Annotated in this window: 10 protein-coding genes; 5 read left to right on the top strand and 5 right to left on the bottom strand. The window is 66.2% G+C overall.

What is annotated here, in order from left to right:
- Positions 1–1,030 precede the first annotated feature (1,030 nt).
- The 4 genes from ACTG4X_RS15850 to ACTG4X_RS15835 form a co-directional block, all read right to left on the bottom strand.
- Positions 1,031–2,101, bottom strand: a complete 1,071-nt coding sequence (locus tag ACTG4X_RS15850) for an IS30 family transposase (RefSeq protein WP_440534246.1) — start codon at positions 2,099–2,101, stop codon at positions 1,031–1,033.
- A 101-nt stretch (positions 2,102–2,202) separates the two neighbouring features.
- Positions 2,203–3,441: a TIGR03862 family flavoprotein gene (locus ACTG4X_RS15845; RefSeq protein ID WP_440534245.1), complete on the bottom strand. Its 1,239-nt coding sequence runs from the start codon at positions 3,439–3,441 to the stop codon at positions 2,203–2,205.
- Positions 3,438–6,698: a UvrD-helicase domain-containing protein gene (locus ACTG4X_RS15840; RefSeq protein WP_440534244.1), complete on the bottom strand. Its 3,261-nt coding sequence runs from the start codon at positions 6,696–6,698 to the stop codon at positions 3,438–3,440. Before ACTG4X_RS15840 ends, ACTG4X_RS15845 begins: the two co-directional genes overlap by 4 nt.
- The gene (locus tag ACTG4X_RS15835) at positions 6,695–9,250 is read right to left on the bottom strand and encodes a PD-(D/E)XK nuclease family protein (RefSeq protein ID WP_440534243.1); all 2,556 of its coding nucleotides are present in this window, start codon (positions 9,248–9,250) and stop codon (positions 6,695–6,697) included. The genes ACTG4X_RS15840 and ACTG4X_RS15835 overlap by 4 nt, the downstream gene beginning before the upstream one ends.
- A gap of 157 nt (positions 9,251–9,407) precedes the next feature.
- Here ACTG4X_RS15835 and trxA point away from each other — a divergent pair, with 157 nt between their 5' ends.
- Both trxA and rho read left to right on the top strand, forming a co-directional pair.
- Positions 9,408–9,740 carry a thioredoxin TrxA gene (gene trxA, locus ACTG4X_RS15830; RefSeq protein WP_042578306.1) on the top strand — a complete coding sequence of 111 codons (333 nt, stop codon included), beginning with the start codon at positions 9,408–9,410 and terminating at the stop codon, positions 9,738–9,740.
- Positions 9,741–9,925: 185 nt separating this feature from the next.
- Positions 9,926–11,191, top strand: a complete 1,266-nt coding sequence (rho, locus tag ACTG4X_RS15825) for a transcription termination factor Rho (protein ID WP_013540932.1) — start codon at positions 9,926–9,928, stop codon at positions 11,189–11,191.
- Positions 11,192–11,245: 54 nt separating this feature from the next.
- Here the strand turns inward: rho and ACTG4X_RS15820 are convergent, their stop codons facing one another.
- Positions 11,246–12,313, bottom strand: coding sequence for an oxidoreductase (locus ACTG4X_RS15820; RefSeq protein WP_307613981.1), 1,068 nt, complete (start codon positions 12,311–12,313; stop codon positions 11,246–11,248).
- Positions 12,314–12,453: 140 nt separating this feature from the next.
- Here ACTG4X_RS15820 and ACTG4X_RS15815 point away from each other — a divergent pair, with 140 nt between their 5' ends.
- The 3 genes from ACTG4X_RS15815 (at position 12,454) to ACTG4X_RS15805 (ending at position 15,882) form a co-directional block, all read left to right on the top strand.
- Entirely contained in the window at positions 12,454–12,723 is a 270-nt protein-coding gene (locus tag ACTG4X_RS15815) for a type B 50S ribosomal protein L31 (RefSeq protein WP_019653042.1), read from the top strand.
- 79 nt (positions 12,724–12,802) lie between these two features.
- Positions 12,803–14,542 carry a hypothetical protein gene (locus ACTG4X_RS15810; protein ID WP_440534242.1) on the top strand — a complete coding sequence of 580 codons (1,740 nt, stop codon included), beginning with the start codon at positions 12,803–12,805 and terminating at the stop codon, positions 14,540–14,542.
- Positions 14,539–15,882, top strand: coding sequence for an MATE family efflux transporter (locus tag ACTG4X_RS15805; protein WP_093174119.1), 1,344 nt, complete (start codon positions 14,539–14,541; stop codon positions 15,880–15,882). The genes ACTG4X_RS15810 and ACTG4X_RS15805 overlap by 4 nt, the downstream gene beginning before the upstream one ends.
- The last annotated feature ends 1 nt before the right edge of the window (position 15,883 follow it).

The raw sequence follows: 15,883 nt of genomic DNA, 5'->3' as shown, positions 1-15,883 counted from the left end.
CCTCAGACTGGATCGGGTCAGCCGAACCCCTCGCCCATCAGAGCTTTTTGATGTGAATCAACTTGCTCACGGTCGAAGGGTGCCAAGAGTCCACGAGACCGTGACGCCTTTCGCGCGGGTCGGCGTACATCACGTTCGCACTCAAGCGCCCTAGGTAGTAGTGCCACGATGCGAACCTGATTGCCCCCTGAAGTTCGCGGGCCTCAATCTGGGTCATGCCTGCTGCTCGCACTGGAAACTCATCGCAGACCGCGAATGCGATATGAACCCTTGGATGCGCCTCACCTCGCAGAATGGCTTGGGCGAACTCGGCTAGGTCTAGCGGGACGGAATGCTCCGCGATCAGACACCCGAACAACTTGAGAAAGTACAGATGAACATCCAACATGGACGCGCGAACACATCCGGGAAATACGGGCGCAAGTCTGACCACGGTCCCCGGCCGAATCGGGGGTACGCGCCCCCGAAGGTACTGAGACAGCGCCGCCCATGCTCGATCATGCGGCTGGGTGCGGTCGTTGTTACAACGGGCGCACAGCAGCGACGTGAACTTGAGTTTGGCCGAGTTGATCCCGGGAACCGGCAAATTGCGCCGCTCATCCGTGTGAAAGAAGAGTGGCGCCCTCTGGGTCACGGGACCAAACATGGAACGGAGGTCGGAAGCCTTCGTCATGTGCTCGCCGGTGGTTGCCTCGTCACCGCAAATCCAGCATTTCATGCTTGGAGCGTAAGCCATGTTTCAATGTCAGACTGCCTGAGTCGAACAGGACCCTAGTCTTCCTAGGAAAACCAGGCTGAAACACAGCCTCGCTTCCCCTCACTACATCGAACCTTCTCGAACCCCGCGCCTTGAACTGCCTTGCGCTACCATCGAGACGTCATCGGTGTTGTAGCACTCGCCGACAAACACCTTGGTGCAACAGTCGAGATTTCCCCAATGAAATCAACGCTTTAGCTCCTGTGCGGTAAGGCTCGTCAACCTCTTCAGCGGCTTCGTTTTATTCCGTGCGAAATGAAACGAGGGGCGATTTCAAATCCCAAGTGCAACGATGGGTTGAATGTCGACATTCTGGTTGAAGCAGTCCTCGAAGAGGACTTGAGCCGGTGTGCGGAAGCCCAAGGTTTTGCGTGGGCGGGTGTTCAAACTCCAGGCGATGTGATCGAGATGGCGCTGAGAGTGGACGCTCAGGTCTGTTCCTTTGGGCAGGTACTGCCTGATCAGGCCGTTGGTGTTCTCGTTGATGCCGCGCTGCCAAGGGCTGTGAGGGTCTGCAAAATAGATCTTCAGCCCCGTGCTTTCGGCGAGTTTCTTGTGCAAAGCCATCTCTTTGCCTTGGTCGTAGGTCAAGGTTTTGCGAAGCGCTTCGTCCAATGGCGAGAAGGCCTGCTCGTAGCCCTTGAGGGCATCCAGCGCCGTGGCGCCATCCATCTTGACCAGCATCACGAACAAGGTCTTGCGGCATACCAGGGTGCCCACGGCCGAACGGTTCAGCGCTCCTTTGATCAAGTCGCCCTCCCAATGTCCGGGCAGCAGGCGATCGTTGGCCTCGGGCGGACGCACATGAATGCTCACCATGTCCTGCAGCGAACCACGCCTGTCTTCTCCCCGAGTACGAGGCTTGCGCGCGCCGCGGCCCTGGCGCAGCAAGGCCACCAATTCCTTGCGCAATCCGCCACGCGGGGCAGCATAGATGGCCGTGTATATCGTCTCGTGAGAAGCTTGCAATTCGCGCTGTCCAGGGTGCTCTTGCTTGAGTGTGCCGGCGATCTGCTCGGGCGACCAGCACTGCTCCAGCAGCGCCCGAACCTTGCGCCAGAGCGCGCCCTCGAAGTGAAGTTTGCACCGACGCCGTGCCTGGCGTCGCACACGGCGCGAACGTACCCCGGCCCTGACCGCATCGTAGCCACCCGCGATGCGCGGGCGCCCCATTGGGCCGAACTCTGCATCGGACTTGAAGCCATTGCGCCGCAACTCCCGCGTGATCGTGCTGGGCGCGCGCCCCAACGTTGCGGCAATCGATCTGGCGCTGCTGCCTTGCAGCTTCAGCGCCATGATCATTCCTCGCTCTTCGGCGCTCAGTTGTTCGTAACTTCTGTTCATGCAAGCTCTTCCCTTGAGGATCGAGTGTGTTGCACTTCAGACTTGAAACCGCCAGGCTTGCAAAAACTCTCAGCAGCAGAAACTCCAACCGCGCGAGGCCCTCACAGGCCCAGCCGCTGGATCGCGCCGCGCGCTGCCGCAGCGCCGCTGGCCATCGACGCCGTCAGCAAGTAACCACCAGTCGGCGCTTCCCAATCGAGCATCTCCCCTGCCGCGAACACGCCGGGCAGTGCGTTCGCCATCAACTGCGCATCCAGCGCATCAAAGCGCACGCCGCCAGCCGTGCTGATCGCCTCGTCGACCAGCCGCGTCGCGACGAGCTTCAAAGGCACGGCCTTGATCGTCGCCGCCAGTTGCGCCGCATCCTGCATCGCTTCGCGGCTCAATGCTTCGTGCAACACGCCGGCCTTGATGCCTTCTAGCCCGAGCCGGCTCTTGAGGTGGCTGCTGAGCGAGCGAGCGCCGCGCGGATGCGTCACTGCGGCCAGCACCTGCTCGGCGCTGCGATCGGGCAGCAGGTCCAGCAGCAGCGTCGCGCTCCCTTTTGCAGCGATCTCGTCGCGCAGCAGCGCCGATGCCGCATAGATCAGGCTGCCTTCGATACCCGTGGCCGTCGCAACGAACTCGCCCTTGCGTGCAAAGTGCCGTCCCTGGCTGTCAGTGAAGGAAATCGCGACCGACTTGAAGGGCTGCCCCGCGAAGCGGCTGGAAAAATGCTCGCTCCAGCCCGCACCGTCGAAGCCGGAGTTGGCGGGCAGCAGCGGCGCCACCTCCACGCCCTGCGCCTGCAGCCATGGCGCCCACGCGCCGTCGGAGCCGAGGCGCGCCCAGCTTGCGCCGCCCAGTGCCAGCACCACGGCGTCGGCCTTTGCAGTGACGTCGCCAGCGGGTGTCGAGAATCGCAACGCCGCCGCATCGAACGGCCCATCGCCCACCCAGCGATGCCGCATATGAAACCGCACACCCGCCGCACGCAGCCGATGCAGCCACGCACGCAGCAACGGCGCGGCCTTCATGTCGGTCGGAAACACACGCCCCGACGTGCCGACAAAGGTTTCGATTCCAAGGCTGGTCGCCCATTCGCGCACCTGCTGCGGCCCGAACTGCGCAAGCATCGGCTCCAATTGCGCGCGGCGCTCGCCGAAGCGGCTCATGAACACATCGAAGGGCTCCGAATGCGTGAGATTCAGCCCGCCGCGGCCGGCCAGCAAAAACTTGCGGCCCACCGAAGGCATCGCGTCATAGACGTGCACTTGCGCACCGGAGGCGCTCAAGACTTCAGCCGCCATCAGGCCGGCAGGTCCGCCGCCGATGACGGCGACGGTAGGGGAAACAGTCATTCGAGATTTACCAGTTCGCCCTGCCCGGTGAGGAACGCGACGCGCACCGTGGCACCGGGATAGGCATGTTGCACTGCCGCGCGGTAGCGCTGCATCTGTGCGATCAGCGCAGCGTCCCGTTCGGGGCGCGCCGCGGATTTGTAGTCGAGGATCCACCAGGCGCCGCCGTCGCGCTCGCGCACCAGACGGTCGATGCGCAAGGTTTCGCCTTCATGCACCAGCGTGACTTCGTTGCCATGCCAGTCGACCCTGCGATCGTCCCACACCCACGCTCCTTCGCCCGCGCGGATGCGCTGGGCCAGCGCGGCGGCACCGCGTGCCTGCTGGGCGTCGAGCATGAATTCGCGGGCTGCGGCGCGCACGTGGGCGGCCGGTAGCGGCTCGCCCGGCACCGCCCATTCGAGCAGCCGGTGCATGGCCTGGCCGAAAGCGGCGGCTCGCGCATCGATCGTGGTGTTCGCAGCCTTCTTTGCAGACGGTTGTTCGGTGGGTGCAGGCGCTACCGGCATGTGCTTCATCGAGAAGCTGGCGGCGCCGGTCTCGGTTGGAAGCGCGACCAGCGGCTCGTCGGCCTCGGTGGGCTCGCACAGGGGCTCCAGGCGCGTCCACCAGCTGCCTTCGTTGGCACGCGCCGGACGCACCGACGACAGCACCAGCCGCTCGCGCGCCCGCGTGGTGGCCACATAAAGGCCATTGAGTTCTTCGCGGTGGCGCGCGCGTTGCTCTTCTTCGAGCAGCGTTGCGGCGCAGGCCGGCGGCGTCTTCTCGCTTGCGAGGAACACGAAGCGCGTTGGTGCGCTGTCGCTGCCCTTCCATTCGACAAGCACGCCCATGGTCTGGGCGCGCGGTGGCGGCGCGTCGCAATCGAGCATGAGCACGGTGTCGGCTTCCAGCCCCTTCGCGCCGTGCACGGTCAGCAATTGCACCGCATCGGGCGCTGCTACTGTCGGGGCGCGAACGCCGCCCGCACGCAGCGCGCGCACCAGTGCATACGGCGTGGCGAAACGCGCGCCATCGATGTCGAGCGACGCGGACAACACGCCGCGCAGATTGGCCAGCGCGCTCTGGCGCATCGCGGCCGGAACCGCGGCGCCGAATTTCGCGAGCAGGTCGCCGTCGTGAAAGATCGCGTCGAGCGCATCGTGGGGCGGCAGAGTCATCAGCCAGCGCTGCCATTTCTTGAGCTTCGGGCCCACTTCGATCAACGCTGGAGGCAGGCTCTCGTCCTTCTGGATCAACGCGAACCAGCTCACCGCGCCGCGCTCGCGCTGGCGCAGCGCGAGTTGCACCAGCGCCTCGTCGTCGATGCCGAACACCGGCGACTTCAGCGCCCGCGCCAGCGAAAGATCGTGCGCGGGCGACACCAGCGCGTCGATCAGCGCGACCACGTCCTGCACTTCGGGCGCGTCGTGCAGGTCGTTTTTCTCGGGCTGCTGCACGGGGATGTGGCGCTGGCGCAGCGCGTCCTGCATGGCCGAGAGCCGGCTGCGCCTGCGCGCCAGCACCATGATCTGCCACGGCGGCGTGCCGTCGGCGATGCGCTGCGCCACCCATTGCGCGGCCTGTTCGCATTCTTTCTGCAGCAATTGCTCTTCGGGCAGCACGCGCGGCGTGACGAGGCTGTCGCGCCAGTGCAGCATGCCGTCGTCGGCCGGCGCTGCTTCGGCCGTATCGCCGAGCGCATCACGGTCGATGGCCGGCAGCTTGAGCAGTTCGCCTTCGTCGCCGCGCTCGGTGGTGTGGGCGCGGTAGCCGTCGAACTCGCCGGCCTCCTGTGCGGCCAGCATCGCTGCGTTGACCAGTCCGACCACGGAACGCGCATTGCGGTGGGTGTGGTCGCAGTTCAGCAGCTCGCCGTCGAGCCCTTCGCGCACGAACTTCTTGGCAGCGATAAACACCTGCGGCTCGGCCCGACGGAAGCGGTAGATGCTCTGCTTGGGATCGCCCACGATGAACACGCGCGGCGCGCGGCCCTGAGCGCCCGTGTACGCGCTGAGCCAGCCGTAGAGCGCCTGCCATTGCAGCGGGTTGGTGTCCTGGAACTCGTCGATCAGCAGGTGCGCGATGCGCGCGTCGAGCCGCTCCTGCACCCATCCCGACAGGGCCGACTGGCCGAGCAGCAACTGCGCAGCCTGCTCGACGTCGTTCATGTCGACCCAACCGTGGGCGCGCTTCACATCGGCAAAGGCCGCGATCAGGATGCGCGTGAGCCGCGTCATGCGCTGCTGGTAGAGCCATGCGGCGTGTTGGGCCTGTGCGCCGCAAAGCACCTGCAGCTCGACCTCGGCCTCTTGCGCGGCAGGGAATTTCTGCAGGTTCTTGTTGAGGCGGTCCTCGGTCGCCACGAAGAAGTTCTTGCGCAGGTGCGCGAGCGCGGCCGCCAGCGAATCGCCGGAGGGTTCGCCCGTGCCGAACACGTCGATGATGGCTTCGGCCGCCTTCTGCGGCGTCTTGTTGCTCTCGCGGCCGAGCGCAGCGGCGCGGTCGAGCCAACGCTGGCGAACCTGCTCGCCCCGCAAGGCCTCGGTCGGATCGTCCAGGCCTGCGAGCGACGGATAGAACACGCTGAAGTGCAGCACGGCGTTCTCCGCATCGGCCAGAGAGAATTCGACACGCTTCGACAGCGCCTCGCTCAAAGCCTTGGCCGTCTGCGAGCGGCCGTGCGTGGCGACGACGGCGTAGTAGTCGGCCAGCGCGTTCTTGTCGGCGGTCACGGCCTCGAAGAATGGCCGCCATGTGTGCCCGCGCGCCTCGGCGTCGTCTTCGAGCAGTTCGTAGTTCGAGGGCAGGCCCAGCTCGCGCAGCACCGCGAGCGGCGCGTTGCGCAGCAGACCCGCGAACCAGGCGTGGAAGGTGCGGAACTGCACCGGCCGGCCGCCTTCGAGCAAGCGTCGGTAGAGGCCTTTCAGGCGCGGCACGGCAGCCAGCGCGGCTGCAGGCTCGACGCCGCGCATCACGAGCTGGCTGACCAGCTCTTCCGGTGTTCGTTCGGCGAAGTCTTCGAGCCACTGGTCGAGCCGCTCGCGCATTTCACCGGCCGCCTTCTTCGTGAAGGTGATGGCCAGGATCTCGTGCGGCTCGCAGGCGGATTCGCCCTCTTCGAGCAGCGCACGCAGGATGCGCGACACCAGCATCCAGGTCTTGCCGGCGCCAGCACAGGCCTCGACGGCAACCGAGCGGCGCGGGTCGCATGCGACGGTGTAGAAGGCCTCGCGCGTGACGTGCTGGCCGTTGTGCTCGTAGGCTGCGCCGTTCATTTCGACGCCTCCCAGAAGTCCTTGCGGCAGAGGCCTCTTGCGGCGCAGTAATCGCAGACGGCGCCCTCCCCCAATGGCGGTAGCGCCGCACCCTGCGCGATGCGCGTGAAGTCATGGATGATGCCGGCCACCAGTGCGTCCCTGGCTTCCACGACGGCAGGCTGCTCGACGGTCTGCGTGCCGGAGGATTTTTCGCCCACGTTGACGTAGGCCGCGCGCAAGGTGTCGTCGGCCACCAGTGCGGCGTAGAAGGCCAGCTGCGTGTCTTCGGTCGGATCTTTCACGCGCTCCTTGCTGACGGCTGCCGACTCGGTCTTGTAGTCGATCACGAAGGCTTGGCCGTCGGGCATGCGGTCGATGCGGTCGAGCCGGCCGATCAGCCGCAGGTTGCCCAGCGGCTGCTCTTTCCACGGCTCGGCTTCGGCGAAGACGGCTCCGGCCGCCTCGTGCCCGGTGAGCCAGCCGAGATAGCCGTCGCGCACCGCAGGCCATGCCGCAGCGAAAGGCAGGAACTCGGCCTCGGAGAGGCTGAGCTCGTGCATCGACCGCCGGGCCGCCTCTTCGATGAGGGCGGTGCGTTCCTGCGCATCCTGCGTCGGGGTAGCGGCCAGCGCCTCGTGGAAGTGGCCGAGCACGGCATGCAACCAGTTGCCGAAGTCGCGCTTGTCGATCTCGGCGTCGAGTTCGTCCGCGCTGCGCAGGCCCAGTTGCCGCAGCGCGAAAAAACGGTAGGGGCAGCGCCGCAGGTCTTCGTACACGCTGGTGGAGATGTTCTCCAGCGGCAGGAGCGCGCCCGAGGGGGTCGGATATTTTGTTGGCTGCACTACCACCTCACGCGGCGTGCGCGGGTCGACCGATGGCTGCAGCGCGTGGTCGAGCTGCAGCGCCTGCACGAGGGGGCTGGGCCGCACCGGCTCGCCGCTGGCATCAGATTGGCGCCAGATCAACTCGCACGACGGGTTGTGCAAGGCCGCGGCCCAGGCCGCACGCTGTGCAGCTTCGAGCGTTTCGCGCGACGGCAGGCCCAGTTCGAGGCGCTGCGCCGCGCTCCAGTTGCCGGGCGGCTCGGGCGATGCGGGTAGGCGGCGGTCGTCGCAACCGGGAATGACCACCGCGCCGAACGCGCGGCCCAGCAGTTGGTATAGCGGCAGCACCACGACCTTCGGGGCCTGGTCGCCAGCGGGGGGCACGAAGCTCGCGTCTTCCAGCACGTCGCGGACCCAGGCGGTGAATTCGGCCAGCGTGTGACGGCCACCGGGGAATTCGTCGTCGTCGCCGTGCGCGCCGGCATCGAGCCACAGGGCGCCGATCACTTTGCCGCCGGCGAGGTCTTCGTCGAGCAACGCCCATTGGCCGCTGGCCTCCAGCAGTTCGCGCAGCGCGTGCAGCCATTCGGCCAAGGGGCGCGAGCGGGTCATGGGCGCTCGGCGCTCTTCGATGGCCTCGGTGAAGGACAGCAGCGTGGCGTCTTGTGGTTTCTCGCTGCGCGCCATGAATGCACACCACGCCGACCAGTCGCGCTGGCCTTCACGGCGCAGACGTGCTTCGAGCAGCTGTACGGTCGGTGCGTCACCGTCGGCGCCGCTCTTGAGCCATTCGAGCACCTGGTCGCTGGCGGCGTCGTGGGCGCAGGCGCGCAACGCGCTCATCAGCGTGGCGGCGGCGCGCGTGGTCGAAAGCTTCCAGCCGGTTTCGTCGTGCGTGACGACGCCTTGCGCGCTCAACTGGGCGCTGATACGGCGCGTGAGGGCACGGTCGGTCGCGACCAGGGCGACCGGTGCGCGGTCTTCGGCGAGGTGGCGCAGCACGCAGGCGGCGGCGAGTTCGGCCTCGTCTTCGGGGTCGAGGGCGATGTGCAAGGCACAGGGTTGCGCCAGCACACCGGAGGGCACGAGCGAGAGATGAAGGGCATGGTCGCCCCACAGCTTGCAGAGAGATTGCGTGAGCGGATCGGTCTGGAAGCCCTCGAGCACGATCAGCGCATCGACCTGCGCGCGGATGCTGTCGCGCTGGAGCACGTCGGTTGCGTAGCCCGAGGTCGAGGTCCACGCGACGGCGATGCGGATCAGCGCGCTTTCTATGCGGAACCACTCCGATTCGCTGCCCGCCTCGGCCACGCCTGCCGCGCGCTGCGCCCATTCGCCGCCCCGCTCCTCGGGCGTCACGGCAGCGGCGAGGGGCGCCAGTTGATACGCCAGCTCGACGACGCGGCCGGCCAAGGCGAAGCGCTCGGCGTTGAAACCGGCCTGCGACAGCAGTGCCTGCGCCGTGACGAGATCACGCGCCATGTCGTGCGCGATGTCGTAGCCGGTCGGCACGAAACCGCCCGCACTGCGGGCCCAGTTGTAGGTGGTTTCGAAGCGCGGCACGAAGCCGGGGCTGCCACATCGCGCCCACATGGCGCGCGCCACGCCCATCAGCTGCGCATAGGGCACCAGCACCACGGTGCGGGCGGCATGCAGCTGGCGCTCGGCGAGCGCGCGGACGATCCGCGCGACGACGCCGTCGGCGGGATCGCACCACAGGGCCTGGACGGGGTGGCCTTCGTTCATGTTCTATCGAGGGGTTGGAGAGCACGTGGACGTGACACGTAAGGGCTTTGGCTATCGCCGCCATAGCGGCCCTGCAAGGCACGCCACCCCTTGGTTTCTGTCACAATGACCAGCACTTTAGCTGCACCGAAACTCTCTGCGCACAAGGATCCATCACATGGCCAGCGAACTCATCAAACACATCTCCGATTCCTCCTTCGAGGCCGACGTGCTCAAGTCCAGCCAGCCCGTGCTGGTCGACTACTGGGCCGAATGGTGCGGCCCCTGCAAGATGATCGCCCCCATCCTGGACGAAGTGTCGGCCACCTACGAAGGCAAGCTGCAGATCGCCAAGCTGAACGTGGACGAGAACCGCGACATCCCCGCCAAGTTCGGCATTCGCGGCATCCCCACGCTGATGCTGTTCAAGGACGGCCAGCTGGCCGCCACCAAGGTCGGCGCCATGAGCAAGGCGCAACTCACGGCCTTCATCGACCAGCAACTCGCTTAAGCGACATTTCAACCGGCCAGCGCGCAATGCGTTGGCCGGCGCGTTTTTCCTGTCATAATCTCCCATAGATCACCGGCCCTTTCATTCAGGCAACCGGTTCGAGTTCCCCGGTTGGTGAGGCAGTTCTCGCTTCACACCCAACCTCCCCCCGTTTTCCGTTCGATTACCCCGCGAGGGGTCATTCCATGCACTTAAACGAACTCAAGGCACTCCACGTGTCTGAAGTCCTCAAGCAGGCTGAAGCGCTTGAGATCGAAAACGTCGGCCGCATGCGCAAGCAGGAGCTGATGTTCGCGATCATCAAGAAGCGCGCAAAAGCCGGCGAGCAGGTCTTCGCCGACGGTGTGCTCGAAATACTGCCCGACGGCTTCGGCTTCCTGCGCAGCCCCGACACCAGCTTCACGGCCAGCACGGACGACATCTACATCTCGCCCAGCCAGGTGCGTCGCTTCAACCTGCACACCGGCGACATGATCGAAGGCGAAGTGCGCACGCCCAAGGACGGCGAGCGCTATTTCGCACTGACCAAGCTCGACAAGGTCAACGACGGTCCGCCGGAGCAGAACAAGCACAAGGTGATGTTCGAAAACCTGACGCCGCTGTTCCCCAAGGAGCAGATGAAGCTGGAACGCGACGGCGTCAAGGGCGAAGAGAACATCACGGGCCGCATCATCGACATCATCGCCCCCATCGGCAAAGGCCAGCGCGCCCTGCTCGTGGCGCCGCCCAAGAGCGGCAAGACGGTGATGATGCAGCACATCGCCCACGCGATCAGTGCCAACTACCCCGACGTTCACATGATGGTGCTGCTCGTCGACGAGCGCCCTGAAGAAGTGACCGAAATGCAGCGCACGGTGAAGGGTGAAGTCATTGCTTCGACCTTCGACGAGCCCGCTGCGCGCCATGTGCACGTCGCCGAAATGGTGATCGAGCGCGCCAAGCGCCTGGTCGAACTCAAGAAGGACGTGGTGATCCTGCTCGACTCGATCACCCGCCTGGCCCGCGCCTACAACAACGTCGTGCCCTCGTCGGGCAAGGTGCTGACGGGCGGTGTCGATTCCAACGCGCTGCAGCGCCCCAAGCGCTTCCTGGGCGCCGCGCGGAACGTGGAAGAAGGCGGCTCGCTGACCATCATCGGCACCGCGCTGATCGATACCGGCAGCCGCATGGACGAGGTGATCTTCGAAGAGTTCAAGGGCACCGGCAACTCCGAAATCCACCTCGACCGCCGCCTGTACGAAAAGCGCGTGTTCCCCTCGATCCAGCTCAATCGCAGCGGCACCCGCCGCGAAGAACTGCTGCTGGCTCCCGAGATCCTGCAGAAGACCCGCATCCTGCGTCAGCTCATGTACAACATGGACGAGATCGAGTCGATGGAGCTGATGCTCAAGAACATGAAGGCGACGAAGACCAATGTCGAGTTCTTCGACATGATGCGTCGCGGCGGCTGAGCATCACGCTCTCCCGCAAAAGCGCGTTGGCCCTAACGGGTCAACGCGCTTTTTTCATGGGCGCCCTGCATGCAGGGCGCGGCCTTCGAGGGCGCTCTGGCGGCCGAGGTCGAGCAGTTCCATCAGTGCGACAGCCTGCTCGGGCGGCACGGGGTTCGAGCCGCGGCCGAGGATGGCGTCGCGCACAGCGACGTAGTAGTCGACATAGTTGCCGGCGCGGGTGGGAATGTTGCGCTTGCTGGATGCTCCATCACTGCCAATCAGCGTGAGCTCACCATCGAGCGGATCGGCGCCCCACCCTTCGGCCGGCGGCCGCTGCCCGGCGCGCAGCGCATCTTCCTGCGTATCGACGCCGTACTTGACGTAGCTGCCGCGCGTGCCGTGGACGATGTAGCGCGGTGCCGCATGCGCTGCCAACGTCGTCGAATGCAGCACCACGCGCAGCGGCGCGTGCGGCCCACTGTCGTACCGCAGCACGGCATGAAAGTAGTCCTCGACCACGGCGCCATCGCGCAGGACCGCAGTGTCGAGCTGAACCGTGTCAGGCCGGCCGAACAGTTGCACCACCTGGTCGACCAGATGAGCACCAAGGTCCACCCAAAGGCCCGAACCCGGCACGGCCTGCTCGCGCCAGCGCTCCTTCACCTCGGGCCGGAAGCGGTCGAAATGCGACTCCAGATACACGGGGCGGCCCAGCTCACCGGACGCCAGAACATCCTTGAGCGTCAGGAAATCGGCATCGAAACGCCGGTTCTGGTAGACCGCCAGGACACGATTGTTGCGCTTAGACAACAATTCAAGCCCCCTCGCCTCGGCCACATCGAGCGTGAAAGGCTTGTCCACTACCACGTGCTTGCCGGCCTCCAGCGCCGCTCTGGCGACCGGATAGTGCTGGGCGTTGGGCGTGGCCACCACAACCAGGTCGATGTCGGAGCGGGCCACGAGCGCCGCTACGTCCGGCACCACGGCCACAACGGGCCAGTCGGCGTGCACCTTATGCGGCTGCGAGCTCGCCACGGCCGCCAACTCGAGCCCCGGAACGGCCGAAAGCACGGGCGCGTGGAAAGTCTGGCCGGCAAAACCATAGCCAACGAGGCCGACACGAAGAGGTGCAGAGGTCATGGGGGAGGCCCGGTTTGCTCGGAAATGGGGCAGTATGCGATAATCATGGGCTCCGCGAAAAGTGCGGCTGGGCAGCTTCGTCCGGCACGTGGCTCTCGCATCGACCGCGCATTGATTCCAACAGCGCAAAAGGAAAGACCATGGCAAAAGAAGGCATCCACCCGAATTACCGCGAAGTTCTGTTCGTCGACATGTCGAACGGCTTCAAGTTCGTGACCCGTTCGTGCGCGAACACCAAGGAAATGGGCAAGACCGACGACGGTCGCGAACTGCCGCTGTTCAAGCTCGACACCACGAGCGAATCGCACCCGTTCTACACCGGCACTCAGAAGTCGGTCGACAACATGGGCGGCCGCGTCGAGAAGTTCCGCAACCGCTTCGGCAAGACCACCGGCGCTGCTTCGAAGTAAGGCACGCGCTTTTGCGTCGAGGGCAGCCCGGTTTACCGCGCTGCCCTTTTTCTTTCTGAATCCTGCCTTTTTCCGCCACTTGAACCTGCCCACTCCCGCGATCGTTGCCCAGAGCGCCGTGCGCCGGCTGCCGCGCATCGCATTGCTTCTGCTGTGCGCGGCCTACCTGCTGCCGGGCCTGGTTGGCCGGGGTCCCTGGAAGAGCGCCGACATCACGGCCTTCGGCTACATGTCCGAACTGGCCCGCAGCACCGAAGGCATCGCACGCTGGTTCGACCCCATGCTGCTGGGCCTGCGCCCGGAAACACCCGCCCTGATCCCTTACTGGATCGGCGCCCTGGCCATCAAGATCGCCCCGTCGTGGCTGAACCCCGACCTGGCCGTGCGCGTTGCGTTCGCGTTTCTGCTCTGGGGCGCCTTCACCGCCACCTGGTACGCCGTGTACTACCTGGCCCGCACGGCGCGCGCCCAGCCCGTGGCTTTCGCCTTCGGCGGCGAGGCCCGGCCGACCGACTACGCACGCGCCATCGCCGACGGCGGCCTGCTGGCATTGATCGCCTGCCTCGGCCTGGCCCAGCTCGGCCACGAGACCACGCCCGCACTGGCGCAGCTGTTCTTCGCCTCGCACCTGTTCTATGGCGTGGCCGCACTGCCCTACCGCCGCACCGGCCCGGTGATCGCGCTGACCGTGGGCACCATCGGCATTACGCTGAGCGGCGCGCCCACCGTCGGGCTCGCGCTGGCCATCGGCAGCGCGCTGTACATTGCGTACGAACGCCGGCTTGCCGCGCAGTCCGAACGCGAAAACGCCGACAACAACGAAGACAACGGCCCCGGCTACACACGAGGTGCCCTCCTCACGATGATCGGCATCACGGTGCTGGCGGCGGTGCTGGTGTTCGGCCTGAAGCTGCCGACATGGAAGATCACCGTGGTCGGCGGTTCGCTGATCGGCGACGTGCGCAGCCAGGCAAAGCTGCTGCTGTGGTTCACCTGGCCGGTCTGGCCGCTCGCCATCTGGACGCTGTGGCGCTGGCGGCGCCAGCTCACGTCGCGCCACGTCGCGCTGCCCTTCTGGTTCGCGCTGGTGCCGCTGGCCGCCACCTGGACCACCGACTACTCCGACCGTTCGCTGCTGCTGGCTCTGCCCGCCTTCGCCACGCTCGCCGCATTCGCCCTGCCCACCTTCCGGCGCAGCGCCGCGGCGCTGATCGACTGGTTCAACGTGCTGTTCTTCAGCGGCCTCGCCGTTCTGGGCTGGATCTACTGGATCGCCATGCAGACCGGCGTTCCACCCAAGCCGGCCGCCAGCGTCACGCGACTGGTGCCCGGCTTCGTGCCCGAGTTCTCTCCCATTGCCGTGGCGCTCGCCGTGGCTGCGACCATTGCCTGGTGCTGGCTGGTGCGCTGGCGCACGGGGCGGCACCGCGCTGCGCTCTGGAAGACTCTGGTGCTGCCAGCCGGCGGCACGGCACTGTGCTGGATGCTGCTGATGACGCTGTGGCTTCCGCCCATCGACTACGCACGCAGCTTCGCGCCGCAAGTGCGCGCCGTGGCTGAACGCGTCGGCCAGCCGCGCTGCATCGCCGAGCTCGCGCTCAGCCGTCCGCACATTGCCGCGCTGCGCCACCACGGCAATTTCAACGTGCAGCCGCTGCTGCTGGGCACCGACTGCCCGTGGCTGCTCGCAAGCCCCGAAACCATCGAGCGCCTGCACACCATCATTCCCTTCGACCAGTGGCGCTTTGCCGGCACGCTGCGCCGCCCCAGCAGCGCGGCCGACGACCTCTTGCTCTACCAGAAGATCACGCCGCAGTGAGGAGCGAACGGGCTCTGATCGCGCGGCACGCGGGCACGGTGCTCGTGGGCCAGCTGGCCGTGATGGCTTTCGGCGTGACCGACACCATCATCGCGGGCCGCTACTCCGAGCACGCGCTGGCCGCCCTCTCGGTCGGCGCCGCCATCTTCGTCAGCGTATACGTCTCGCTGATGGGCGTGCTGCAAGCTCTGCTGCCGGTCTGGGCCGAACTACATGGCGGCGGCCGCGGCAGTGAGGTGGGCCGCTCGGTGCGGCAATCGCTATACCTCGCCGCGATTGCCGTTGTGGTCGGCATGACGATCCTGCTGCTGCCGGGCGCAGCCCTGCGATGGACCCAGGTGCCGCCGGAAATGCGCGGCGAAGTCGAAGCCTATCTCGCGGTGCTGGCCTTTGCGCTGGCGCCGGCTCTGCTCTTCCGCCTGTTCAGCACGCTCAACCAGAGCCTGGGCAGGCCTCAGCTCGTGACGTGGCTGCAGTTGGGCTCGCTGGTCGTGAAGCTGCCCTTGTCGATCTGGTTCACTTTCGGCGGCGCGGGCCTGCCGGCCATGGGCCTCGTGGGCTGCGGCTGGGCCACGCTGTGCGTGAACTGGGCGATGCTCGGCTGCGCCATCTGGCTGCTGCGCAACCGTCCGTTCTACCGCGACTACGGGCTCTGGAAGCGCCTCGAGGCGCCCGACTGGCAGCAGATCCGCAAGTTCGCGCGGCTCGGCGTGCCAGGCGGCTTGGCAGTACTGGTCGAAGTGACCTCGTTCACGCTGATGGCCTTGTTCATCGCACGGCTCGGCACCGCAGCCGCGGCGGCGCACCAGATCGCGTCGAACCTGCTGGCCGTGGCCTACATGACCCCACTGTCGCTGGCCATCGCGACCAGCGCGCGCGTGAGCTTCTGGCTCGGCGCCGGGGACGCAGCCAAGGCTCGCCACGCTTGCCGCCTGGGCTTCGAACTGACGGCGCTGTGTGCACTGTTCTATGCCACCGCCATGGCCGTGCTGCGCTACGAGCTCGCCAACGTGTATTCCGACAACCCGGCCGTGATCGCGATGGCCGGCGCGTTGTTGCTGGCCGTGGCCCTGTATCACTTCGCGGATGCGGTGCAGACCTTCTGCGTGTTCGTGCTGCGGTGCTACCGGGTCACGCTGGCACCGCTGGTGATCTATTGCGCGATGTTGTGGGGACTGGGTTTGGGCGGGAGCTATCTGCTGGCGTACCACGGTCTGGGCCCCTGGGCGGCCATGCAGTCACCGCTGGCGTTCTGGATCATGAGCGCCGCCGCGCTGGCCCTGACGGCCCTGCTGTTCGGTGCACTGCTGCGCTGGACGATGCGCCAGCGCGCGAGATAAG

It is taken from the genome of Variovorax sp. YR566 (assembly GCF_051992195.1).
In the GTDB taxonomy this organism is placed as follows: Bacteria; Pseudomonadota; Gammaproteobacteria; order Burkholderiales; family Burkholderiaceae_C; genus Variovorax.
Note: the sequence above shows the minus strand (reverse complement) of the source record. Positions and strands in the feature narration are given on the sequence as shown.